Source organism: Variovorax sp. P2_H12, from assembly GCF_056403395.1.
In genome coordinates, this window is record NZ_JBFUFO010000001.1 from 80,528 (window position 1) to 103,675 (window position 23,148).

At 67.8% G+C, this 23,148-nt stretch carries 24 protein-coding genes and 1 other RNA gene; 13 read left to right on the forward strand and 12 right to left on the reverse strand.

All coding sequences use genetic code 11. The annotated features are described in order from the left end of the window. Positions 1 to 237 precede the first annotated feature (237 nt). Entirely contained in the window at positions 238 to 531 is a 294-nt protein-coding gene (locus tag AC1DYK_RS00430; protein ID WP_478092694.1) for a GYD domain-containing protein, read from the forward strand. A 125-nt stretch (positions 532 to 656) separates the two neighbouring features. Here the strand turns inward: AC1DYK_RS00430 and ffs are convergent. Continuing rightward, positions 657 to 753: signal recognition particle sRNA small type (gene ffs, locus AC1DYK_RS00435), an RNA gene on the reverse strand. Between the two features lie 39 nt (positions 754 to 792). Continuing rightward, positions 793 to 1,914 (reverse strand): M12 family metallopeptidase, encoded by a 1,122-nt coding sequence (locus tag AC1DYK_RS00440; protein WP_478164468.1) that lies wholly within the window; start codon positions 1,912 to 1,914, stop codon positions 793 to 795. Between the two features lie 113 nt (positions 1,915 to 2,027). Between AC1DYK_RS00440 and dnaX the strand changes: the two genes are divergently transcribed. The 6 genes from dnaX (at position 2,028) to AC1DYK_RS00470 (ending at position 7,919) form a co-directional block, all read left to right on the forward strand. Continuing rightward, positions 2,028 to 3,884: a DNA polymerase III subunit gamma/tau gene (dnaX, locus tag AC1DYK_RS00445; RefSeq protein ID WP_478164469.1), complete on the forward strand. Its 1,857-nt coding sequence runs from the start codon at positions 2,028 to 2,030 to the stop codon at positions 3,882 to 3,884. Positions 3,885 to 4,037: 153 nt separating this feature from the next. Beyond that, positions 4,038 to 4,370: a YbaB/EbfC family nucleoid-associated protein gene (locus tag AC1DYK_RS00450; protein ID WP_442283093.1), complete on the forward strand. Its 333-nt coding sequence runs from the start codon at positions 4,038 to 4,040 to the stop codon at positions 4,368 to 4,370. A gap of 17 nt (positions 4,371 to 4,387) precedes the next feature. Further along, positions 4,388 to 4,978 (forward strand): recombination mediator RecR, encoded by a 591-nt coding sequence (recR, locus tag AC1DYK_RS00455; protein ID WP_478164470.1) that lies wholly within the window; start codon positions 4,388 to 4,390, stop codon positions 4,976 to 4,978. A 205-nt stretch (positions 4,979 to 5,183) separates the two neighbouring features. After that, positions 5,184 to 6,218 (forward strand): ABC transporter substrate-binding protein, encoded by a 1,035-nt coding sequence (locus AC1DYK_RS00460; protein WP_478164471.1) that lies wholly within the window; start codon positions 5,184 to 5,186, stop codon positions 6,216 to 6,218. Positions 6,219 to 6,267: 49 nt separating this feature from the next. Then, positions 6,268 to 7,083: an ABC transporter ATP-binding protein gene (locus tag AC1DYK_RS00465; protein WP_478164472.1), complete on the forward strand. Its 816-nt coding sequence runs from the start codon at positions 6,268 to 6,270 to the stop codon at positions 7,081 to 7,083. 2 nt (positions 7,084 to 7,085) lie between these two features. After that, positions 7,086 to 7,919: an ABC transporter permease gene (locus tag AC1DYK_RS00470; RefSeq protein ID WP_478164473.1), complete on the forward strand. Its 834-nt coding sequence runs from the start codon at positions 7,086 to 7,088 to the stop codon at positions 7,917 to 7,919. 26 nt (positions 7,920 to 7,945) lie between these two features. Here AC1DYK_RS00470 and AC1DYK_RS00475 read toward each other — a convergent pair whose 3' ends face one another. Together AC1DYK_RS00475 and AC1DYK_RS00480 are read right to left on the reverse strand one after the other, a co-directional pair. Continuing rightward, the gene (locus tag AC1DYK_RS00475; protein WP_478164474.1) at positions 7,946 to 9,541 is read right to left on the reverse strand and encodes a transglycosylase SLT domain-containing protein; all 1,596 of its coding nucleotides are present in this window, start codon (positions 9,539 to 9,541) and stop codon (positions 7,946 to 7,948) included. Then, the gene (locus AC1DYK_RS00480) at positions 9,538 to 10,020 is read right to left on the reverse strand and encodes a hydroxyacylglutathione hydrolase C-terminal domain-containing protein (RefSeq protein ID WP_478164475.1); all 483 of its coding nucleotides are present in this window, start codon (positions 10,018 to 10,020) and stop codon (positions 9,538 to 9,540) included. Before AC1DYK_RS00480 ends, AC1DYK_RS00475 begins: the two co-directional genes overlap by 4 nt. On the opposite strand from AC1DYK_RS00480, the gene AC1DYK_RS00485 reads away from it, so the two are divergent. Further along, positions 10,019 to 10,810: a class I SAM-dependent methyltransferase gene (locus AC1DYK_RS00485; protein WP_478156781.1), complete on the forward strand. Its 792-nt coding sequence runs from the start codon at positions 10,019 to 10,021 to the stop codon at positions 10,808 to 10,810. The two genes, AC1DYK_RS00480 and AC1DYK_RS00485, sit on opposite strands and share 2 nt — an antisense overlap. Continuing rightward, positions 10,807 to 11,256 (forward strand): ribonuclease HI, encoded by a 450-nt coding sequence (gene rnhA / locus AC1DYK_RS00490; RefSeq protein ID WP_478089808.1) that lies wholly within the window; start codon positions 10,807 to 10,809, stop codon positions 11,254 to 11,256. Before AC1DYK_RS00485 ends, rnhA begins: the two co-directional genes overlap by 4 nt. Before the next feature lie 154 nt (positions 11,257 to 11,410). Here the strand turns inward: rnhA and AC1DYK_RS00495 are convergent, their stop codons facing one another. From AC1DYK_RS00495 to AC1DYK_RS00520, 6 genes are read right to left on the reverse strand one after another with little or no spacing between them, the layout of a single operon-like run. Beyond that, entirely contained in the window at positions 11,411 to 11,893 is a 483-nt protein-coding gene (locus AC1DYK_RS00495) for a Crp/Fnr family transcriptional regulator (protein WP_478164476.1), read from the reverse strand. A 36-nt stretch (positions 11,894 to 11,929) separates the two neighbouring features. Beyond that, the gene (gene moeA / locus AC1DYK_RS00500) at positions 11,930 to 13,237 is read right to left on the reverse strand and encodes a molybdopterin molybdotransferase MoeA (RefSeq protein ID WP_478164477.1); all 1,308 of its coding nucleotides are present in this window, start codon (positions 13,235 to 13,237) and stop codon (positions 11,930 to 11,932) included. A gap of 13 nt (positions 13,238 to 13,250) precedes the next feature. After that, positions 13,251 to 13,901: a molybdenum cofactor guanylyltransferase MobA gene (gene mobA / locus AC1DYK_RS00505; protein ID WP_478164478.1), complete on the reverse strand. Its 651-nt coding sequence runs from the start codon at positions 13,899 to 13,901 to the stop codon at positions 13,251 to 13,253. Between the two features lie 11 nt (positions 13,902 to 13,912). Continuing rightward, positions 13,913 to 15,031, reverse strand: a complete 1,119-nt coding sequence (gene moaA / locus AC1DYK_RS00510) for a GTP 3',8-cyclase MoaA (RefSeq protein ID WP_478164479.1) — start codon at positions 15,029 to 15,031, stop codon at positions 13,913 to 13,915. Positions 15,032 to 15,083: 52 nt separating this feature from the next. Beyond that, positions 15,084 to 16,517 (reverse strand): aldehyde dehydrogenase family protein, encoded by a 1,434-nt coding sequence (locus AC1DYK_RS00515; protein ID WP_478164480.1) that lies wholly within the window; start codon positions 16,515 to 16,517, stop codon positions 15,084 to 15,086. Positions 16,518 to 16,554: 37 nt separating this feature from the next. Beyond that, positions 16,555 to 17,109, reverse strand: coding sequence for a peroxiredoxin (locus tag AC1DYK_RS00520; protein WP_478164481.1), 555 nt, complete (start codon positions 17,107 to 17,109; stop codon positions 16,555 to 16,557). Between the two features lie 93 nt (positions 17,110 to 17,202). Between AC1DYK_RS00520 and AC1DYK_RS00525 the strand changes: the two genes are divergently transcribed. The 4 genes from AC1DYK_RS00525 (at position 17,203) to AC1DYK_RS00540 (ending at position 20,229) form a co-directional block, all read left to right on the forward strand. Next, positions 17,203 to 18,780 (forward strand): phospholipase D-like domain-containing protein, encoded by a 1,578-nt coding sequence (locus AC1DYK_RS00525; RefSeq protein ID WP_478164482.1) that lies wholly within the window; start codon positions 17,203 to 17,205, stop codon positions 18,778 to 18,780. A gap of 60 nt (positions 18,781 to 18,840) precedes the next feature. Further along, positions 18,841 to 19,191 carry a hypothetical protein gene (locus AC1DYK_RS00530; RefSeq protein ID WP_478164483.1) on the forward strand — a complete coding sequence of 117 codons (351 nt, stop codon included), beginning with the start codon at positions 18,841 to 18,843 and terminating at the stop codon, positions 19,189 to 19,191. After that, a complete protein-coding gene (locus AC1DYK_RS00535; RefSeq protein ID WP_478089817.1) occupies positions 19,184 to 19,429 on the forward strand; it encodes a hypothetical protein in 246 nt (81 codons plus the stop codon). The genes AC1DYK_RS00530 and AC1DYK_RS00535 overlap by 8 nt, the downstream gene beginning before the upstream one ends. A gap of 233 nt (positions 19,430 to 19,662) precedes the next feature. Then, positions 19,663 to 20,229: a hypothetical protein gene (locus AC1DYK_RS00540; RefSeq protein WP_478164484.1), complete on the forward strand. Its 567-nt coding sequence runs from the start codon at positions 19,663 to 19,665 to the stop codon at positions 20,227 to 20,229. 10 nt (positions 20,230 to 20,239) lie between these two features. Here AC1DYK_RS00540 and AC1DYK_RS00545 read toward each other — a convergent pair whose 3' ends face one another. Next, positions 20,240 to 20,608: a nuclear transport factor 2 family protein gene (locus AC1DYK_RS00545; RefSeq protein ID WP_478164485.1), complete on the reverse strand. Its 369-nt coding sequence runs from the start codon at positions 20,606 to 20,608 to the stop codon at positions 20,240 to 20,242. Between the two features lie 5 nt (positions 20,609 to 20,613). Continuing rightward, positions 20,614 to 23,127, reverse strand: coding sequence for a sodium-translocating pyrophosphatase (locus tag AC1DYK_RS00550; RefSeq protein WP_478164486.1), 2,514 nt, complete (start codon positions 23,125 to 23,127; stop codon positions 20,614 to 20,616). Positions 23,128 to 23,148 lie beyond the last annotated feature (21 nt).

The window sequence follows — 23,148 nt, forward strand, 5'->3', positions numbered from 1 at the left end:
TGCTTCCCGCCCATCAGGCCGGCCTTGCCACCGCCGACGAAGCGCGTAGCATGCGCCGGGTCGCCCCTCAGTGAAACTCCTTGCCGCCCTGCGCGAGGTTCGCTCCCGTAATGCTGCGCTCCTGGCCAGGGACCAGCAGGTCATTTCACTGGTCGTGATCTGGATCGACGGCAGGTGGCCGCGTCGGTTCGAGGCAGTCGGCACAGGCCACCTACTTTCAGCTCAAAGGAGGTTGACATGATCACCTACATTGGCTTGATGAGCTTCACCGACAAGGGCATTCAATCGGTCAAGGACACGACCAAACGGGCCGCTGCCGCCAAGGAAGCTGCAAAAAAGGGCGGAGTCACCATGCGGGAACTGTTCTGGACCATGGGCAAGTACGACCTCGTCTGCGTGCTCGAGGCAGAGGACGAACTCGCATTGGCGGCGTTCAGCATCGCGACGGCCAGCCAGGGGAATGTGCGCATCGCTTCGATGCGCGCGTATTCGAGCCAGGAAATGGACAAGATACTGGCCAAGCTCCCGTAGTTGTCCGATTTCCCTCACGCGGCCCCATGTGGTGACACCTGGGGTCGTTTTGCTTTAGGACTATTTCCCGCCCTTGCGGTCGATGGCGCTCAAGTTATCGAGAACTCAAGGCTTCTTGATGTGAGGTTGACGAGCCTTACCCCCGGCACTGACTACGCAGTTAGGGCTGCTTGGTTCCCCACCTGACCCGTTTGGCCGCTTCACCATGCGGGGAGGCCCGTCAACTCGGGATTGTAGGCGACTCGGGCGCCCCGGCTTTTTTCACCAGACCATCAACGAGGTTTCGAGCGCCGCGTCCGCGTAATAGAGGCGCACGCCAATCTGGTAGCGGCGGCCCTTGTTCAGCCGCATGCTGACCTTGGCGTTCAGGTCGGTGCCGCTGTCGTCCGCGCCCGCGATCTGCACATTGCCGTTGGGCGTGACCTCGAACAGCACCAGCACGGTGTCGGAGGTGCCGAAGGTGCCGATGCTGTAGGTCCGCGTGCGGGCCGGGGTGAAGTCGAAGGTGCGCGTCTCGCCGGCCTTCAGCTTGAGCAGTTGCGACAGCCCGACTTTCAACGTGGCGGTCGAGGGCGCCCTGACGCCCGGGTACGACTCCACGACCCACGCCTTGTCCGCATAGGAGAGCCCGCCCTTGGGCTGCAGGCCGGCCTTGTATTTCTCCGGCGCGATGATCAGTCCGGCGTCGAACTGGTATTCCATGACGGAATCCGGATCCCAGGTGGTGCCCTTGACCTCGGATACCGGGATCTTGCGCAGGATGTTCCACTCGATCTGCGACTCGTCCCAGCTGTTCGGCGGACCCTTGAAATAGGCGAGCACCGCCTCGCGGTTCCAGGTGATGCCGGCGTTCGGGTTCTGGTGCTCGTGCTCGAGTCCGAGCGTGTGGCCGATCTCGTGCAGCGCCGTGTCATGGCCGTAGGCGGTGGTCAACGCCCAGCCGAAATTCATGGTGCGCTCCTGCGGCGACCTGGTGTTGAGCACATCGCGCCCGACATAGGACCAGGAACCATCCTGCGGATCGAAGCCGATGCGCACCATGGCGTCCTCGGGCGCTTCCGTGCGCCTGAAACTGATGCCGAGGCCGAGCTTGGCCCAGGTCTCGAAGGAGGTGTCGACGACGCCGATGTCCGCCGTGCTGCCCTGCCAAGCCGCGGGCACGCCGTCGCCGCGCTTGAAACAGTAGTAGGTGAGCTGGGTGCCGTTCACCCACTTCTTGCTTGCGGCGATGATGGCACGGGCGCGGCCGGCCGCGACGCTGAGATCGAAATGGCGAACCTGCTGCACCGGCTGCGAGCAATAGCGCCGTGGGGTGAGGGCCCCCGGCTGGCTGGATCTGCTGGCTGTGGCCGGGCGGGTCGCCTTGCGCGTCGCAGTGGACATGTCGATCTCCTCGGAGGGTTTTTCATGCTAGGTGCGGGGGCCGCGAAAGCCATCTGCAAGATGGCCTAGGCCGTTGCGCGGGGCGGGTCGCCGCGTCGACCTAAAATGCGCCGATGGCCTATCTCGTGCTCGCTCGCAAACACCGTCCCCGAACCTTCAGCGAGATGGTGGGCCAAGAGCATGTCGTCCAGGCGCTCGAAAACGCGCTCACCTCGCAGCGTCTGCATCACGCCTACCTGTTCACCGGCACGCGCGGCGTCGGCAAGACCACGGTCTCGCGCATCCTGGCCAAGTCGCTCAACTGCCAGGGGCCCGACGGCCAGGGCGGCATCACGGCCACGCCGTGCGGCCTATGCCAGGCGTGCAAGGACATCGACGCTGGCCGCTTCGTCGACTACACCGAACTCGATGCGGCCTCCAACCGCGGTGTCGACGAGGTGCAGGCGCTGCTGGAGCAGGCGGTCTACAAGCCGGTGCAGGGCCGCTTCAAGGTCTTCATGATCGACGAAGTGCACATGCTCACGGGCCACGCGTTCAACGCGATGCTGAAGACGCTCGAGGAGCCGCCCGAATACCTCAAGTTCGTGCTGGCCACCACCGACCCGCAAAAGGTGCCGGTCACCGTCCTGTCGCGCTGCCTGCAGTTCAACCTGCGGCCGATGGCGCCCGAGACCGTGCTCGAGCATCTGACGCAGGTGCTGCAGACCGAAGCCGTGCCGGCCGAGCCGCTCGCGCTGCGCCTGATTTCGCGCGCTGCCCGCGGCTCGATGCGCGATGCGCTCTCGCTGACCGATCAGGCGATCGCCTTCGGCAATGGCGAGTTGCTCGAGACCGGCGTGCGGCAGATGCTCGGCAGCGTCGACCGCGGCCATGTGTTCCGGCTGATCGAGGCCCTCGCGCAGGGTGACGGAAAGACAGTGGTCGAGACCTCCGAAGGTCTGCGCCGCGACGGTTTGTCGGCCGCCTCCACGCTGGAGGAGATGACGACCGTGCTGCAGGGCATGGCGGTGCTGCAGGCCGTGCCTTCTCGCGCCGAGTCGCGTGACGGCACCGACCCCGACGCGGCCGAGACCGCGCGCCTTGCGGCGCTGCTGCCGGCCGACGAGACGCAGTTGCTCTACAGCCTCTGCCTGCACGGCCGCGGCGAACTCGGCCTGGCGCCCGACGAGTACGCGGCGCTCACGATGGTGCTGCTGCGCCTGCTGGCCTTCAAGCCCGCCGCTGCGGCCGGCGCGGAAAAAAAAACTCTGAATGAGCCTGCGCGGCCGGTCGCCGATGCGCCCCGGGCCGCACCTCCTGCTGTCGAAGCGGCGCGTCCAACCGCCGCAGACGCTCCGCGCGCCCCGGCCTCTGCGCCGGTAGCGATGACGTCCGTTGCCGCACATACGCCACCGGGCCAGCGGCTGCCGGTGGTCGATGCCCCGGCGCTGAACGCGTCGGTACCGCCCAGACCGGCAGCCGCTGCCGACGACTCGGCACCCACGGCCGCAAAGCTGATGGCGATGCCGGTGCGCGTGCAGCCGCCGCCCGGTGCGCGCGAGGTCCAGGCGGGCGTGCCCTCCGCCCCCTCGGCGCCGATTCCGCCCAGCGAGGAGGGCGACTTCTGGCACGCCACGGTGACCCAGATGGTGGTGGCCGAGGCCATCAACGCCCTGGCGCGCGAGCTCGCGTTGCAGTCGCAGCTGGTGGCCCGCGACGTCGACCAGTGGCTGCTGCGGGTCGAGCGCGAGTCGCTCAATCAGACCAGCAGCCGCGAGAAGCTCCAGACCGCGCTGGCGACGCTGGGCCATGGAGTCAAGATCGCGATCGAGATCGGCGCCGTGGTCGACAGCCCGGCGCGCCGCAACAAGCAGGCGGCCGACGAGCGCCAGCGCGTCGCCGAGGAAGCGATCCGCAACGACCCCGAGGTGCAGTCGATGATGCGCGACTGGGACGCGAGGATCGTCCCGGGTACGCTGCGTCCCGCCTGAGACCTCGCGGGACAGACCAAGAAACTGCGCAGCAGTTCTTGCTCTGTCCTCGACTGACTGATACCTCGCGGGACAGACCAAGAAACTGCGCAGCAGTTCTTGCTCTGTCCTCAACTGACTAAACTCTTTATTTCAACGATCGACAGGACCCACATGTTCAACAAAGGACAACTGGCCGGCCTCATGAAGCAGGCGCAGGCAATGCAGGACAACCTCAAGAAGGCCCAGGAAGAACTGGCCACCATCGAGGTCGAGGGCGAATCCGGCGCCGGGCTGGTGAAGGTCGTGATGACCTGCAAGCACGACGTCAAGCGCATCACCATCGATCCGAGCCTCCTGGCCGACGACAAGGACATGCTCGAAGACCTGGTGGCAGCGGCCTTCAATGCCGCGGTGCGCAAGGCCGAGGAAACCAGCGAGCAGAAGATGGGCAAGCTGACTTCCGGCATGCCTGGCCTGCCGCCCGGCATGAAGCTGCCGTTCTGAGCTTTCATCAGCCCTCGATGGCGGATTCCAGCTCGCTCGAGGCCTTGGTCGAGGCGCTGCGCCGACTGCCCGGCGTAGGCGCGAAGTCGGCCTCGCGCATGGCGTTCCATCTGCTGCAGCACGACCGCGAAGGCGCGCAAAGGCTCGCGCGCGCCCTGCAGCAGGCGGCCAGCAACGTGCAGCACTGCGAGCGCTGCAACACCTTCACCGAAGGCCTGATCTGCAGCGTCTGCCAGGATGCGCGCCGCGACGCCAGCAAGCTGTGCGTGGTGGAGACGCCGGCCGACCAGGCCGCGCTCGAACGCACCGGCGTGTTCCGGGGCTATTACTTCGTGCTGATGGGCAAGCTGAGTCCGCTCGACGGCATCGGGCCCAAGGACATCGGGCTCTCGAAGCTATTCGAGCGCGCGCTCGACGGCAGCGTGACCGAGGTGATCCTCGCCACCAACTTCACTGCCGAGGGCGAGGCGACGGCCCACGTGATCGGTGATGCGCTCAAGCAGCGCGGCCTCGCCGTGACCCGGCTCGCGCGCGGCGTGCCGGCCGGCAGCGAGCTCGAGTACGTCGACCTCGGCACCATCGCCCATGCGCTCGTGGATCGCCGCTGAGCATCGAAACGGTTGACGCTGATCGTCGCGACGCAGGGGCGGTCCGGGCGCTCGCATTCGGTGCCCACGCAGCCATCCTGTTCGCGGACCGCCAGCGGTCTTCGTGATTACGTGAAAACCCGCACGGGATGTTCCCGATGCAGGGGCAGGGGGGGGCCTCTAAGCTCGATTCGAATCACACGAACAGAGCCCGCGGGCACCACTCATGCTCAATCGCCGTACCTTCACCGCAGCCGCCGCGCTGGGCGCCGCTGCCATCGGCGCGCCACTGGTCCACGGCCAGGCCAAGCTCGAGAAGTCCAAGGTTTCCATCGCGGTCGGCGGCAAGGCGGCGTTCTACTACCTGCCGCTCACGATCTCCGAGCAGCTCGGCTACTTCAAGGCCGAAGGACTCGACGTCGAGATCTCCGATTTCTCGGGCGGTGCGCGCGCGCTGCAGGCCGTTGTGGGCGGCTCGGCCGACGTCTGTTCGGGGGCCTTCGAGCACACCATCAACCTGCAGGCCAAGAACCAGTTCTTCCAGGCCTTCGTGCTGCAGGGCCGTGCGCCGCAGATCGCCATCGGCGTGTCGACCAAGAACATGCCGGGCTACACCGGCATCGCGGAGCTCAAGGGCAAGAAGATCGGCGTCTCGGCGCCGGGCTCTTCCACCAACATGGTGGCCAACCTGGTGCTGTCGCGCGGCGGGCTCAAGGCCAGTGACGTGAGCTTCATCGGTGTCGGTGTCGCGGCCGGTGCACTCACTGCGTTGCGTTCCGGCCAGATCGATGCGATCAGCAACACCGATCCCGTGATGACCATGCTCGAGCAGAAGGGCGATGTGAAGATCATCAGCGATACGCGCACGCTCAAGGGCACGCAGGAGGTGTTCGGAGGGTTGATGCCGGCGGCCTGCCTGTATGCCTCGACAGAATTCGTCCAGAAGCATCCGAACACCTGCCAGGCGCTCACCAACGCGATCGTGCATGGCCTCAAGTGGCTGCAGACCGCCGGGCCGGGCGACATCATCAAGACCGTGCCCGAGACCTACCTGCTGGGCGACCGCGCGCTGTACCTGGCGTCCTTCGACAAGGTGCGCGAGGCGATCGCGATCGACGGGCTGGTGCCGGCCGAAGGCCCCAGGACAGCACTCACTGCCATCGCCAGTTTCGATCCCTCCGTCAAGGCCGAGAAGATCGACCTGGCCAAGCTCTATACCAACGATTTTGCGCGGCGTGCCAAGGACCGGTTCAAAGCCTGACCGTGGCGTCCTGCAACCCGGCTTCGGCCGGGTTTTTTCTTCCAAGCCCATGGCCGACCACGCGCTCGAACTGATCGACATCCATTGCACCTTCCGCTCGAAGGACGACCGCAGCCAGCGCTACACGGCGGTTGCCGACACCACGCTGCGCATCGGCGAGGGCGAGTTCGTGTCGGTGGTCGGGCCCACGGGCTGCGGCAAGTCGACCCTGCTCAATGTCGGCGCCGGGCTGCTCGAGCCCTCGTCGGGCACGGTGCGGGTCTTCGGCCAGCCGCTCGCGGGCGTCAACGCGCGCGCCGGCTACATGTTCCAGAGCGAGGCCCTGATGCCATGGCGCAGCGCGCTCGACAACGTGATGGTGGGCCTCCAGTACCGCGGCCTGCCCGACGCGCAGGCGAGGGCGCAGGCCGAGGACTGGCTCGCGCGTGTCGGCCTGAGCGGCTTCGGCGACCGCTATCCGCACCAGCTCTCGGGCGGCATGCGCAAGCGCACCGCGCTGGCCCAGGTGCTGGCGCTGGATCCCGACATCATCCTGATGGACGAACCGTTCAGCGCGCTCGACATCCAGACGCGGCAGCTGATGGAGAACGAGGTGCTCGATCTGTGGGCGGCAAAGAAGAAAGCGGTGCTGTTCATCACGCACGACCTCGATGAAGCGATCGCGATGAGCGATCGCGTGGTGGTGCTGTCGGCCGGACCCGCGACCCATCCGATCGGAGAATTCGCGATCGACCTGCCGCGTCCGCGCGATGTGGCGGAGGTCCGCACGCATCCGCGTTTCGTCGAGTTGCATACGCAGATCTGGAACGTGCTGCGTGACGAGGTGCTCAAGGGCTATGCGCAGCAATTGAAGAAGGCGGCCTGAACATGCGGCTGCGCCCTGACGAAAGCAACGCGCGCTTCTGGCAGCTGACCGTCCTGGTCTTGCTGCTGGTCGGCTGGCACCTGGCCTCGCGCAACCCGCAGTTCGCCTTCTTCCTGGGCGAACCGGTCCAGGTTGCAGGCCGGGTCTGGAGCTGGTTCATGCCGGTCGCGATCCCGCCCAATCCGCTGTTCCCCGAAGGCCTGGCGGGCAATGCCGACATCTATGTCCACCTCGGCACGACGCTGCTCGAGACCGTGCTGGCCTTCGTGATCGGCACCGTGCTGGGGCTGGCCTGCGGGCTCTGGCTGGCGCTGGCCCCGACCGCGAGCCTGGTCTTCGACCCCTACATCAAGGCCGCCAACTCGATGCCGCGCGTGATCCTGGCGCCGATCTTCGCGCTGTGGTTCGGCCTCGGCATCTGGAGCAAGGTGGCGCTGGCAGTCACGCTGGTTTTCTTCATCGTCTTCTTCAACGTCTACCAGGGCGTGCGCGAAGTGAGCCCGGTGGTGCTGGCGAATGCGCGCATGCTCGGCGCCAACCAGCGGCAGCTGCTGCGCACCGTCTACCTGCCGAGCGCGACCAGCTGGGTGTTCTCGAGCCTGCACACCTCGGTGGGCCTGGCTTTCGTCGGCGCGGTGGTCGGCGAGTACCTGGGCTCGGCTCGCGGCGTTGGCTACCTGATCCTGCAGGCCGAGGGCACCTTCGATGTCAACACGGTGTTCGCCGGCATCGTGGTGCTCACGGCCTTCGCGCTGGTGCTGGACGCGATCGTCGGCGTGCTCGAGAAGCGGCTGATGAAGTGGCAGCCGCGCAGCGGCGAGACCGAGAAGCTCTGATCTGATCGTGCTTCCCGGGTTTCCGATCAGCGCTGCTTCTTCGACGGCGTGCCGCCGCGCGGCTCGCGTGCGACCTGCTTGCTGCTGGCGGCCGAAGACTTCGACGACTTGGCGGCAGGCGCGGGCGCGTTGTGCACGCTCTTGCTGGTCACGCTGGTGCTCTTGAGCACGCCGGCGCTCTTGATCACGGGCGGGCCGCCGCGCACCGGGCTGCCGCCCGAGCCGACGCTCGCCGCACGCGCGGCCCGCACCGGCAGAAACACCACCACTTCGTAGCCGCGCTGGAAGGTGTGGTTCGACTTGACGTCGTTCCATTCGGCGACGCTGGCCGGGCTCAGGCGGTAGCGCCGCGCGATGCTGGCGACACTGTCCTGACGGCCTGCCTTGATGACGGTGCGGCGCGTGACGATCTCGGGCTGGAAGCTCAGTTGGCCGGTATCGGCCACCAGCGCCGCCACGTCTTCCTGGACCCGGGCGCTGCGCGGCACGATCAGCGTCGAGCCGGCCTTGATCAGCATCCGCGGCGGCACGTTGTTGATCGCGCGCAGGTCGGCTTCGCTCATGCCCGAGCGCTGCGCGGCATCGGCCACGGTCATCGTGGCCGGCACCGTCCAGGCGGTCCAGCTGGCGTACTGGCCCTGGCTGTAGGCCTCGAAGTTGCGCTGGAACACGGCGGCGTTGTCCCACGGCAGCAGGATCTCCGGCGTGCCGGCGGCCAGCAGCACCGGCTTGTGGGCCGACGGATTGAGCGCGCGGAAGTCCTCGATCTGCACGTCGGCCAGCTTGGCCGCCAGCGCAACGTCGAGATCGCGCTTGAGCGCGACGGTCTGGAAGTAGGGGTGGTTGGCGATCAGCGGCAGGTCGACATTGAAGCGCGCCGGATCGGCGACGATGTTCTTGACCGCCTGCAGCTTCGGCACGTAGAGCCGGGTCTCGGCGGGCATCGCGAGGTCGCTGTAGGTGGTGGGCAGGCCGGCGCGCTGGTTCTTGGCGATCGCCTTGCCGACGTTGCCTTCGCCCCAGTTGTAGGCGGCCAGCGCGAGTTGCCAGTCGCCGAACATGCCGTAGAGCCGCTGCAGGTAGTCGAGTGCTGCGCGGGTCGAGGCCACGACGTCGCGCCGGTCGTCGCGGAAGATGTTCTGCTTCAGGTCGTAGTCGGTGCCGGTGGCCGGCATGAACTGCCACATGCCGGCCGCGCGAGCGCTCGACACGGCCTGCGGGTTGAAGGCGCTCTCGATGTAGGGCAGCAGCGCGAGTTCGGTCGGCATGTCGCGGCGTTCGAGCTCCTCGACGATGTGGAAGATGTAGCGGTTCGAGCGCTCGGTCATGCGCTGGATGTAGTCGGGCCGGCTCGCATACCACTGCTCGCGGTCACGCACCAGATCGCTGCTGAGATCGGGCATCTTGAAGCCGCGGCGGATGCGGTCCCACATGTCGGTGGGCGGGGCCAGCGTGACCACGGCGCGCGACTTGGTGTTGCCCGAGGTGATCGGCGTCAGGTTGCCGCCCGGATAGACCGGCGTGCCGCCGGCCGAAGCGCCACCGGGCGCCGACCCGGTGCCGGTGGCACAGCCCGCGAGAAACAAGGAGCCCGCGAGGCAGGCGGCTAGCAGAAATTTCATCGAAAGTCGTTTTTCCATTGGCGCAGCGCGGGGAACACTTCGGCCGGCGCGGCTTGCGCGCAAAGGCCGGCATGAGCCTGGACCGACTGACTGACAGTGGCTTCGCAGCTGCGAAGTGAGGGATGGATTCGGCGCCCGGTGAGCCGCTGCGGGGGCAGCGTCGGCTGGCCGCGCGCACGCAATGTTTCGCAGTGCGCCGTGTAGTGAGTGAGATCCGGGTTGCCGGGTTCCACGCTTTGTGCAAATCTCGGAAAAGCAAGCGTGACTTCGTGGCCGCAGTCCGCGTACGGCGCCGCCACGTCGCCGGTGTGATCGGCATGATGGCGCGTGACTAGAATCGCGGCCAGTTGCAGATTGCCGCGCGGGAGTGCTTCGGACACCGGCCCGGCGTCCCCTGGGTCGACCACGATCGCGTCGTGCCCGTCCTGCGACATCCAGATGCAGTTGTCGGCGAAGGCGGGCAGCGGAACGAGGGTCATGAGCGGTCAAATTATAGGTTTGCACGATTGGTTCGAGACCCCCCCCGGCCGTTATCTGCTGGCCTGGGAGCAGGCGCAGCTCGACCAGGCCGTCGCCGACGTGTTCGGTTACCACGCGCTGCAGCTGGGCCTGTCCGAGGTCGAGGGATTGCGCGCCAATCGCATGCCGCACCGCTGGCTGGCGCTGTCGGATCCGGCCCAGGCCAGCGCCAGCGCGCTGGTGACGGACTTCTCGGCCTTGCCTTTTTCGGCCAACAGCCTCGACCTGGTGGTGTTGCCGCATGCGCTCGAGCTCAGTCCCGACCCGCACGCGACCCTGCGCGAGGTCGAGCGGGTGCTGGTGCCCGAGGGCCGCGTCGTCATCTGCGGCCTGAATCCGGCCAGCCTCTGGGGCATGCGGCAGCGCCGGGCTCGTCTTTTTCGACGGCTGGGATTCGGCGAGCTGTTCCTGCCCGAAGCCGGCGATTTCATCGGCTATCGGCGCATGCGCGACTGGTTGCGGCTGCTGAGCTTCGAGGTCGAGTCGGGGCGCTTCGGCGTCTATCGGCCTGCGGTCCGCAGCGAAGCCTGGTTGGAGCGCTGCCGCTGGTTCGACGCCGCCGGCGAGCGCTGGTGGCCGATTTTCGGTGCTGTTTATTTCCTCGTGGCGGTGAAACGGGTGCGGGGGCTGCGGCTGCTGAGCGCCGACTGGCGCCGCGCCGCCTCGCGCGCCAGCGCGCCGGTGCCAATCGCGGGAAAGATGCACCGGGGACGCGACAATCGGGGACATCGAGAAGGAAACGGTTTTTGAACGAAGTACAGATCTACACCGACGGTGCCTGCAAGGGCAACCCCGGTCCCGGCGGCTGGGGCGCATGGCTCAAGTCGGGCGCCACTGAGAAGGAGCTTTTCGGCGGCGAACTCAACACCACCAACAACCGCATGGAACTGCAGGCGGTGATCGAGGGCCTCGGCGCGCTCAAGCGGCCGTGCAAGGTCGTCCTCTACCTGGACAGCCAGTACGTGCGCATGGGCATCACCGAATGGATCAAGGGCTGGAAGGCCAAGGGCTGGCGCACCTCGACCAAGCAGCCCGTGAAGAATGTCGAACTCTGGCAGCAGTTGGACAAGCTGGTGGCCGAGGGCGGCCACCAGATCGAATGGCGCTGGGTCAAGGGTCACTCGGGCGATCCGGGGAACGAGCGCGCGGATGCGCTCGCGAACAAGGGTGTCGAGCGCGCACTCGGCCGGATTTAGCTCGCCCCCAGGTTGGCTCACTTCGTGTAGCCGCCCACCCCCTACCGGGGGCAACACCAGCGGCCCGGCGGAGCCGGTTCCGCGGTGTTTCACGAACCGGCCTGGCTTTGCCGGCCCTTGGCGTGCATGAAGTGCGCGAAGGCTGAGGGCGGGTTCAAATGCGCTTCAGCGCCTCCAGGCATTCGCCCATCTGTGCCCGGAAAAGGCGATCGTCGGCGACGCGCAGCCGGCGGCTCATCTCGCGCGCGACGTTCATCTGGATCAGCGCGAACTGTTCGACGTCGCGCTCGAACAGGCGGTACAGGTTGGCCGAAGTGAGTTCGATTGCGACGCAGTCGGCATCGGCGCGCACCGAGGCGCTGCGCGGAAAGAGGTCGAGCAGGGCCATCTCGCCGAAACAGTCGCCCCGGACCAGGTGCCCCAGCAGCAGCTCGTGCGACTGCCAGCTCTTGGACACGGTCGCGCTGCCGGTTTCGAGCACGAACATGCCGTGGCCGGGCTCGCCTTCGCGGAAGAAGTAGCTGCCGCCCGGCACTTCGACGACCGGCGCGGACGCCAGCAGGAACTCGATGGTTTCCGCGCCGATGGCGCCGAAGATCGGCATCTGCTGCATCAACTCGATTCTGGTGGCGGCCATGCGCAACTCCCGTGAGGCCAGGGGCGGGCAGCGACCTTACACCACGCCGTCGAAGATCATCACATCGACCGCTTCGCCCGCCGCCACGCTCGCCTGGTCGTGGTGCAGCACCACCAGGCCGTTGGCCTCGACCATCGAGCTCAGGACGCCCGAGCCCTGATTGCCGGCGATGCGCACCTCGGGCAGCGCGCCCGCGACCGCCTGCACCCGGCCGCGCTGGTACTCGGTGCGTCCGGGCTTCTTGCGAATCGCATCCACGCTGGTGGCGCGCAGCAGCGGCGGCGGCGCGGCGCAGGCTGCGTTGCAGCCCATCATCTGCAGCAGCGCAGGGCGCACGAAGGCAAGGAAGGTCACCATCACCGCCACCGGATTGCCCGGCAGGCCGAACAGCACGGCGGGCCCGCGCTGTTCGTTCGGCGCCGGGATCAGGCCGACCGCCATCGGCCGGCCGGGCCGCATCGCGACGCGCCAGAACGCCATGTCGCCGAGCCGCTGCATGACGGCGCGCGTGTGGTCGGCCTCGCCGACGCTGACGCCGCCGCTGGTGATGATGGCGTCGGCATCCGCCGCGGCGCGGCGCAGCGCGGATTCGAGCGCCGCCGGATCGTCGCGTACCAGGCCGAGGTCGATCACCTCGCAGCCCAGTCGGGTGAGCAGGCCGAACACGGTGTAGCGGTTGCTGTCGTAGACCGCACCTTCGCGCGGCAGTTCGCCGAGACTCAGGATCTCGTCGCCGGTGGAGAAATAGGCGACGCGCAGGCGCCGCAGCACCGGCACCATCGGCAATCCGAGGCTGGCCACCATGCCGAGCGCGGCCGGTGTGATGATCTGGCCGCGGCGCAGCGCGGGCTGGCCCTGCATCAGGTCTTCGCCGGCGAAGCGGCGGTTGTCGCCGCGCCGCAGCGCCCGGGCCGGGAAGCTCACGCGCTCGCCTTCGACCGTGCAGAACTCCTGCGGAATCACCGTGTCGAGTCCGGCCGGCATCACCGCGCCGGTCATGATCTTGACGGCATCGCCGGCCCCCAGCGTGCCGCGCCAGGCGGCGCCGGCCAGCGCGGTGCCGACCACGCGCAGCGTGAGCGTGGCGTCGCCGGCGGCGTCGAGCACCGTGCCGTCGAAGGCGAAGCCGTCCATGGCCGAGTTGTCGTGCGGCGGCACGCTGACCGGCGAGACGACGTCCTCGGCCAGCACCCGTCCGAGCGCATCGCGCAGGGCCAGGCGTTCGACCTGCGTGACGACCGCGGGCTCGGCCAGTTGCGCCAGGAAGGCCTGCACGGCGTCGACGCCCAGGGCCTTGGGGTCATAGCCCGCCAGCGCGGCGGCAATCTCGGCAATTCGGCTCATGGCAACAAAGGAATCAGCAACGCCGGGCTTCGAGCGCGTGCAGCTCGGCCAGCGTGTTGGCGTTGAAGAACGCATTGGCGGCATCGCCGGGGCGATCGAAGGGCACCAGCACCGTGCGGTGCTGTCCGGTCCACTTGTCGATCTTGCGGCCGCCGTTCTGCGTGAAGCGCACCAGGCTTTCGAGCAGTGTGGCGCGCAGCAGGCAGAACACCGGCTGCGGGAACAGCACCGGCGCGGCAGCCGGATCGTCCGCGGCCTCGGGCGCGCTGACCATCGCGATGTCGGCGTCCTCGGCCGCCAGGGCGGCGGCGAGGCGGCTGGCCAGGTCGAGCGGGAACAGCGGCGTGTCGCAGGGCACGGTGAGCAGGTAGGGCGTCTCGCAGCGCTCCAGCCCGGTCAGGAAGCCGGCCAGCGGCCCCGCATAGTCGGCCAGGCCGTCCGGCCAGACCGGCACGCCGAAGGACTCGTAGGCGGCCAGGTTGCGATTGGCGTTCACCATGATCTCGCCGACCTGCAGCCCCAGGCGCAGCACCGCGTGCATCGCGAGCGGCGTGCCGTTGAAGTTCTGCAGGCCCTTGTCGACGCCACCCATGCGCGAGCCGCGGCCGCCGGCGAGCACGAGGCCGGTGATCTCGCCGGCGTCGATGGCAGTCGTTGGGTTCATTCCGGCCGCGCTCATCCGCCGATATAGCTCATCTCGACCCGGCGCGGTGCGCTGCTGTCGGTGTCGGGTGCGCGCAGTGCGCGCAGTTCGGAGTAGCGGTCGCTGCGGCCCTGCCAGATGTGGCCGAGGGCGGAGGCGATCTGCGCGTCGTCGGCGTCGCCGCGCAGAAGTGGACGCAGGTCGTGGCCCTGGCTGGCGAACAGGCACAGGTAGAGCTTGCCCTCCGTCGACAGTCGCGCGCGGCTGCAGTCGTGGCAGAAGGCCTGGGTCACGCTGCTGATCACGCCGATCTCGCCGGCGCCGTCCGCGTAGGCCCAGCGCTGCGCGGTTTCGCCGGCCGCGGTGGCTTCCAGTGGCGCCAGTGGAAACACTTCGGCGAGCCGCCGCACGACTTCGGCCGACGGCAGCACTTCGTCCATGCGCCAGCCGTTGGTGGCGCCGACGTCCATGTACTCGATGAAGCGCAGCACCACGCCGGTGCCGCGGAAGTGGCGGGCCATCGGCAGGATCTCCTGCTCGTTGGTGCCGCGCTTGACCACCATGTTGACCTTGATCGGGCCCAGCCCGGCCGCCTGCGCGGCCTCGATGCCGGCCAGCACCTCGGCGACGGGGAAGTCGACGTCGTTCATGCTGCGAAACACCGTGTCGTCGAGGCCGTCGAGGCTCACGGTCACGCGCTTGAGGCCGGCCGCCTTCAGCGCCTGGGCCTTGCGCGCGAGCAGCGAGCCGTTGGTGGTCAGCGTGAGGTCGAGCGGCTGGCCGTCCGGTGTGCGCAGCGCCGCGAGCTGCTCGACCAGCACCTCGAGGTTCTTGCGCAGCAGCGGCTCGCCGCCGGTGAGCCGGATCTTGTGCACGCCATGGCTGGCGAAGATGCGCGCCAGCCGCGTGATCTCCTCGAAGCTCAGCAGCGCGCTGTGGGGCAGGTACTGGTAGTCCTTGTCGAACACTTCCTTCGGCATGCAGTAGCTGCAGCGGAAGTTGCAGCGGTCGGTCACGCTGATGCGCAGGTCGGTCAGGGGCCGGGCCAGCCGGTCGAGCAGCACGCCGGTGGCCGCGACCATGCGCTCGGGCGCGGCCGCGGCGCGGCGCGGGCGGCCGATCTCGGAGACGTGGACGACATGCTTGTTCATGAGGGTCAATTTAACGCATCGCCGGGGCTGCTGCCCTTGCAAGGGCACTTGCTCAGCCGTGCTTCACGGCCACGGTCTTGAGCGTGGTGAAGCCGTACAGCGCCTCGAAGCCCTTCTCGCGGCCGTAGCCCGAGGACTTGACGCCGCCGAACGGCAGTTCGACCCCGCCGCCCGCGCCGTAGTTGTTGATGAACACCTGGCCGCTCTTCACGCGCTTGGCCATCCGGAACTGGCGTCCGCCGTCGTGGGTCCAGATGCCGGCGACCAGGCCGAACTGGGTGGCGTTGGCCAGCGCCACCGCCTCGTCCTCGTCGCGGAAGGACATCGCGGCCAGCACCGGGCCGAAGACTTCCTCCTGCGCCAGGCGGTGGTCCACCGGCACGTCGCGCAGCAGGGTGGGGGCCTGGTAGAAACCGGCCTCGGGCGCTTCGTCGACCACCACGCCCTGCGCCACCATCGGGATGCCTGCCACGTGCGCGTCCGACAGGAAGTCCCACACGCGCTGCTGCTGCGTCTGGCGGATGAGCGGGCCGACGTCCAGGTCCATGGCCGCGGGGCCGACGCGCAGCGCCTCGAAGGCATGGCCCAGGCGCTGCAGCAGCGGCTCGTAGATGGCCTGGTCGATCAGCACGCGCGAGCCGGCCGAGCAGGTCTGGCCGGCGTTCTGCACGATGGCGTTGATCAGCACCGGGATCGCCGCGCCCAGGTCGGCGTCGGCGAACACGATCTGCGGGCTCTTGCCGCCGAGCTCGAGCGTCACCGGGCAATGACGCTCGGCCGCCACCTGCTGGATCAGCGTGCCCACCTTCGGGCTGCCGGTGAAGCTGATGTGGTCGATGCCCTCGTGGCGCGCCAGCGCGTCGCCGACCTCGTGGCCATAGCCGGTCACGATGTTCAGCGCGCCGGGCGGGAAGCCGACCTCGGCCGCCAACTGGGCGACCCGGATCAGCGACAGACAGGCGTCCTCGGAGGGCTTGACCACGCAGACGTTGCCGGCGGCCAGGGCGCCGCCGACGCTGCGGCCGAAGATCTGCATCGGGTAGTTCCACGGGATGATGTGGCCGGTGACGCCGTGCGGCTCGCGCCAGGTGAAGACGCTGTAGCCATCCTGGTAGGGAATGGTCTCGCCGTGCAGCTTGTCGCAGGCGCCGGCATAGAACTCGAAGTAGCGCACCAGCGCCACCGCATCGGCGCGGGCCTGCTTGACCGGCTTGCCGCAGTCGCGCTGCTCGATCAGCGCCAGCTCGTCGACGTGCTCGGCGATCTTCTGCGACAGCTTGTAGAGCAGCCGCCCGCGCTCGGCCGCGCTGACCTTGTGCCAGGTGGTCTCGAAGCAATGGCGCGCCGCGCGCACCGCGGCGTCGATGTCCGCTGCATTGCCGCGCTGCAGTTCGTCGAAGACCTGGCCGTCGGACGGATCGATCACCGGCAGCGTGCGGCCGGACGAGGAAGCAACGTTTTCGTTGCCGATGTAGTTGAGTTGCATGGTGGAAATGGTAACGGTCCGCCGTCGCGTTTCGCGTTCAGCGTGCAGCGGCTGCCTTCGGCAGCGCGCGCAGCGCATTCAGCATGCGCTCGACATGCTTGTCCGGATTCAGGTTCTGGTAGTAGTAGGCGACCTTGCCGTTGGGCGCGACCACGTAGGACAGTCGGTTGGCGAAATCCGGCCGGGTCTGCATCAGCGCGTCGAAACCCTCGATCACGGTCTTCGACTGGTCCGACGCCACCGGAAAGCGGCTTTGGCAGGACTTGACCGAGAACTTCGCGAGGGTGTCGATGTCGTCGGCCGACACACCGATCACGGTGGCGCCGAGCGCCGCGAACTGATCGATGGCTTCGGCGAAGGCATGCGCCTCGATGGAGCAGTCGTTCGAGTCCGCCGCCGGGAAGAAATAGACCACCACCGGCCCCTGGGCGAGCGCGTCGGCCAGCGAGTAGCGGAAAGTCTTGCCGCCCAGCGCCGCAGTGGCGGTGAATCTGGGCACCGCGTCGCCGATGTCGAGGGCGGCGAGGGCGGGCGCGGCCAGGGCGGCGGCGAAGGCAACGAAAGTTGCGCGCGCGGCGATCGATAGCATCATGATGTAACCCCGGGTGAGAGCGTTTCGAATTCTAGGACCGCATCCCGTCTCGCGGCGGTTCGATGCATGCGCGCCAGCAATGAGGAATTTGACATGACGATTGGCCTGGATCGCTGGCTCCGCCTGGCGCTGGTCTGCGCCGGCATCGCGCTGCTGGGCGCCTGCGGCTCGCTGCCGATATCGCGCGACCGCCCGGCCGAATACGCCGCGGTGCCCGACCGCTCGACCCGGCTGGCGAAGATCGTCGCGGATTCGACGCCGCCCGAGGAGCATTCCGGCTTTCGCCTGATGCCGTTGGGCGTCTATTCGCTCGACGCTCGCGTCCAGCTTGCCCAGCGGGCCCAGCAGTCGCTGGTGGTGCAGTACTACCAGCTCGAGAACGATGCCACCGGCCGGCTCCTGATGCGTGCCCTGCGCGAGGCCGCCGGGCGCGGCGTGAAGGTGCGGGTGCTGGTGGACGACCTCTACACCGCGAAGAGCCAGCAGCCGCTGCTGGCGCTGGCGCAGACGCCGAACGTGGAGGTGCGCCTCTTCAATCCCTTCTGTTGCGGCCGGGACGGCTTCCTGTCGCGCTTCCTCGCTTCCCCGCAGGAGATCGGGCGGCTCAACCATCGCATGCACAACAAGCTCTTCATCGCCGACGGCGTGGTGGCGGTGGTCGGCGGGCGCAACATCGCGGACGAGTATTTCGTGCTCAGCGAGGCGCAGAACTTCATCGACATGGACGCGCTGGTCGTCGGCAAGGTGGTGGCCGAACTCGAGGCGATCTTCGACGAATACTGGAATGCCGAACAGGTCTGGCCGATCGCCGAGATCGTCCGCGGCCCGGGCGGGCGCAAGCCCGGCGCCGAGGAGTTCGATGCCTGGATCGGCATGAGCTCCCCGCCGCCGAAAATCCTGTTGCCGCCGTCAGACGTGCTCGGCTACGGACCGATCGCCGAGGAGCTGGATGGTGGCCGGATGGGCCTCCTCTGGGGCGAGGCGCACGCCATCGCCGACCCGCCGACCAAGCCAGCCACCATGACCGCCGACGACGCGCTCGCCACCAGCGTGACCATGAAGGTCTGGGGCCTGCTGATGGACGCCAGGACCGAGGTCGACCTGACGTCGCCCTACCTGGTGCCCGGCGAGAAGGGGATGGCCGCGTTCGAGGACCTGTCGCGGCGCAAGGTCAAGCTGACGCTGCTGACCAACTCGCTGGCCGCCAACGACGAACCGCTGGTCCATACCGGCTACGCGCGTTACCGCGAGCGCCTGCTCGCGACGGGCGCCGACCTGTACGAACTGAGCCCGGAGCGCACCACCGCCAACAAGCGCTTCGACATGTTCGGCAACTCGCTCGGCCGGCTGCATGCCAAGACGGCTGCGATCGACCGCCGGCGCATCTTCGTCGGTTCGATGAACCTGGACCCGCGCTCGGCGACCCAGAACACCGAAATGGGCGTGGTGGTCGACAGCCCCCAGCTGGCGCGCGAGATGCTGCGGGTCATCAACATCAGCAAGCTGCAGAATTCCTACCGCCTGCGGCTGGACAAGAGCACCGGCGCGCTCGAATGGCTCACCACCGACGGGGAGAAGGAAGTGATCCTGACCTCGGAGCCCGAATCGGGCTTCTTCAAGCGGTTCTACAACTCCCTGATCGCGCCGATCGTGCCGGAGATGCTGCTGTAGGCTCGGGGGATGGTCCTTTTCCGCCCTTGCAATCCGCCGCCGCCGCCCCACATGCTGTGCATGAACGCTACCCATACTCCCGCGCACAAGGCCGATCTGGCCGTGACGCATGTCCTGGCCCAGCTCCTCGAGCGGCTGGAGCACAGCGCCGTGCCGGTAGGCCCCGAGCAATACCGGTCGGTCGTGATGCACCTGGTCGATCAATTCCGCGATTCCGAGCCCGGCGCCGAACTCGGCCAGCTGCTGGATGCCTATCCCGCCGCCTCGCAGGTGTACGAGAACCTCAACTACCAGCACGCCGGCCTGTGCCGTTCGGCGCTCGACGCCTCGCTGGCGGCCGAACTGGCCGCCAAGACGGCCATCGGGCGTGCCATGCACCGAGACGGTCCCCCGGAAGCAGCCCATGAGTAAGACCGACGTCAAGACCGCGGTGGTGGCCGACGGCCTGCGCTACAAGGCCAAGGCGCCCGGCTCGCCGTTTCGCGCCTCGGCCTCGTTCAGCGGCGCCACGATGTCCTGCTTCATGTGCGGGAAGCATCGCGTGCGCTCCCAGATGCGGACCCGCCAGCTGCTCGGAAAATCACAGACGGTCTGCGCGCCTTCCTGCAAGGCGCTCGACGAATTGATGGAATCGGCCGGCACCGCCTGACCTGGTGCGAATTGCCTCGCCTATGAGAGTTGGCGAGGCAATTGATTTCATCTAATTAATACTTCATTCCGCCTATCCAGTCGCGGGCATTCGAACTACAGTTAGAAACAAATGATGCGAATAGTTGCATCAATACCTAAGTTCTAATTAATCGTAGCTTCAATGATCCCAATGAAGACCACTGCTTCGAACGGGTCGGGTCTGCGTCGAACGCACGCGAAAGGACGGCCCCTGTGAGCTCACCGCGTCACGTCATCATGCAGGTCGTCAAGCGCTCGGGCGGCGCCACGCACCACGTCGAGTTCTGCATCGACGACAACTTTGCCGAGCGTCTCAGGCAACTGCGCTCGCTGGTGCCGCCGCTCAACGCGCTCAACAAGCAGCGCGACCTGGTCATCGACAAGGTGCGTGTCCGGCTGCCGACCGCCATCTGGCGCTGCGGCGGCGACATCGACAGTTCGGTGGAAGGCTCCTGCATCGTGATCGCCGCCGAGGGTTTCTTCAACTGCGGCGCCAAGGACCGCAAGACGAAGGAAAAGCTCGTCACCTATACGTTCCCGATCGCGCGGCTGATCGAGCTGCACATGGAGCGGCCTGCGGCCGAGACCTTCTACATTCGCGACGGCATCTTCACCAACGACGAGCCGGCCGAGTCCGCGGCCGGCCGCTGGGTCGCCTCGCTGCACGAGCTGGATGACATGCGCGTGCCCGAGGCGCCGTCCGATTTCGACACCCTGCAGGGCGTGCCGCTGCGTGCCGAGCAAAGCACGCCGCCGGCCCGTGGCGTCAGCCTGAACTGAGCGTCCCCAGTCAGTCCGGTTTCATCTGCACGGGATCGTAGAAGAACTCTTCCTGCGCGATGCGCTCGCCGTCCCAGCGCTGCCAGGCGAGCTCTTCGATGCGCATGCGGCGCCCATCGTTGCCGGTGAAGTCGAAGATCCAGCGGATCACGACATGGTCGCCGCTCACGCACACCGGCCGCACGCAATGCGAGACCACCGAAGCGGTTCGGGCGAGCACTGCGCGTTCATGCGCGACAAGTACCGCGCGGCCGCGCCGGGGCTCGGCCTGGTTCTCGCGCATCGACGCATCCTCGGTATAGAAATCCTCGATCGCCTGCGCGTGCTGGCCGCTCTCGACTGCGGCGATGAAGGCTTCGAGCGTCGCGGTCGAAGGCATCGCTGCTACTGCAGCTTCACTTCGACCCGGCGCGCTTCCGCCGGCGGTCCGTCGGCCTGGGCCTGCGCAGGCTTGGCGAGCTCGACCTTGTCTTCCGGTACGCCGGCGATCTTGAGGGCTGCGCCCACCGCCGTCGCGCGCTGCTTGGCGAGTTCGGCATTCTTCTCGGGGTCGCCGGTGGCGTCGTGGTAGCCGCTCACCAGCACGCGGCCGCCGCTCTGCACGGATTTCACGATCTCGGCCAGCGCCGCGCTGGAGCCCGCCGGCACTTCGGCGCTGCTGGTGGCGAAGTAGAACTTGATCACGCCGCCCTCGGCCTTGATCGAGGCACCGCCATCGGCCGCGGCCACTGACGCTGCAGCCGGTGCCGCCGCAGCGGGCGCCGCGGCAGGCGCCGCCGGTGCGCTGGCTGGCGGCGGGGCCGTGGCCGGCGCCGTCATCGCACCCGCATCGCCGGCGTGGAACTTGACCACCAGCGGCACGATCAGGAGCGCCACGATGTTGATGATCTTGATCAGCGGATTGACCGCCGGGCCGGCCGTGTCCTTGTAGGGGTCGCCGACGGTGTCGCCGGTGACCGCCGCCTTGTGCGCTTCGGAGCCCTTGCCGCCGTGGTGGCCGTCCTCGATGTACTTCTTGGCGTTGTCCCAGGCGCCGCCGCCGGTGCACATCGAGATCGCGACGAACAGGCCGGTGACGATGGTGCCCATCAGCAGGCCGCCCAGCGCCTTGGGTCCGAGCACCAGGCCGACCACGATCGGCACCACCACGGGCAGCAGCGAGGGGATCATCATTTCCTTGATTGCCGCCCCGGTCAGCATGCTCACGGCGCGGCCGTATTCGGGCTTCCCGGTGCCTTCCATGATGCCGGGGATCTCGCGGAACTGACGGCGCACCTCCTCGACGACCGAGCCGGCCGCGCGGCCCACGGCTTCCATCGCCATCGCGCCGAACAGGTAGGGGATCATGCCGCCGATGAACAGGCCGACGATCACCATCGGGTCGCTCAGGTTGAAGCTGATCGCCAGCCCGTAGCCTTCGAGCTTGTGGGTGTAGTCGGCGAACAGCACCAGTGCCGCGAGGCCGGCCGAGCCGATGGCATAGCCCTTGGTCACGGCCTTGGTGGTGTTGCCCACCGCGTCCAGCGGGTCGGTGACGTCCCGAACGCTGGCCGGCAGCTCCGACATCTCGGCGATGCCGCCGGCGTTGTCGGTGATGGGGCCGTAGGCGTCGAGCGCCACCACGATGCCCGCCATGCTGAGCATCGCGGTGGCGGCGACGGCGATGCCGTAGAGGCCGCCCAGCGTGTACGAGGCCAGGATCGCGATGCAGACGCAGATCACCGGCCAGGCGGTGGAGCGCATCGAGACGCCGAGGCCGGCAATGATGTTGGTGCCGTGGCCGGTGGTCGAGGCCTGCGCGATGTGCTTGACCGGCGAGTACTGGGTGCCGGTATAGAACTCGGTGATCCAGACCAGCGCCGCGGTCAGCGCCAGGCCGACGAAGCAGGCGCCGAACAGCTTCAGCTGGCTGCCCGAGGGTGCGATGGCATTGTCCGGGATCAGCCAACTGGTCACGAACCAGAAGGCGATCAGCGACAGGATGCCCGCCACCGCCAGGCCCTTGTACAGCGCCGGCATCACGTTCACCATGCCCGGCGAGGCCTTGACGAAGAAGCAGCCGATGATCGACGCGATGATCGACACGCCGCCGAGCGCCAGCGGGTACATCACCGCATTGACGGGCGCCGCCGTCACCATCAGCGCGCCCAGCACCATGGTCGCGATCAGCGTCACCGCATAGGTCTCGAACAGGTCGGCCGCCATGCCGGCGCAGTCGCCGACGTTGTCGCCTACGTTGTCGGCGATCACCGCCGGATTGCGCGGGTCGTCCTCGGGGATGCCGGCCTCGACCTTGCCCACCAGGTCGGCGCCGACGKCGGCGCCCTTGGTGAAGATGCCGCCGCCGAGCCGGGCGAAGATCGAGATCAGCGAGGAGCCGAAGGCGAAGCCGATCAGCGGATTGAGCAGGTTCGCAAGGTTCTTGTCCGGCGTCAGCACGCCGTTGCCGGCGAGGAACCAGTAGAAGGCCGAGACACCCAGCAGGCCGAGCCCCACCACCAGCATGCCGGTGATGGCGCCGCCGCGGAAAGCCACGTCCAGCGCCGGGCCGATGCCCTGGGTCGCGGCCTGCGCGGTACGCACGTTGGCGCGCACCGACACATTCATGCCGATGAAACCGCAGGCACCCGAGAGCACCGCGCCGATGATGAAGCCGACCGCCGTGGTGACGTCGAGAAAGATCCCGATGAGGATCGCCAGCACGATGCCGACCACCGCGATGGTGCGGTACTGCTTGGCCAGATAGGCCGCCGCGCCGGTCTGGATCGCGGCCGCGATCTCCTGCATTCGGGCGTTGCCCGGGTCCTTGGAAAGAATCCAGCTGCGCGCCCAGAAACCATAGCCCACGGCCACCAGGCCGCAGACGATGGCGAGGACGAGAGGGGTGTTGCCAGTCATGCCTTGCTTCTCCAGTCGTTC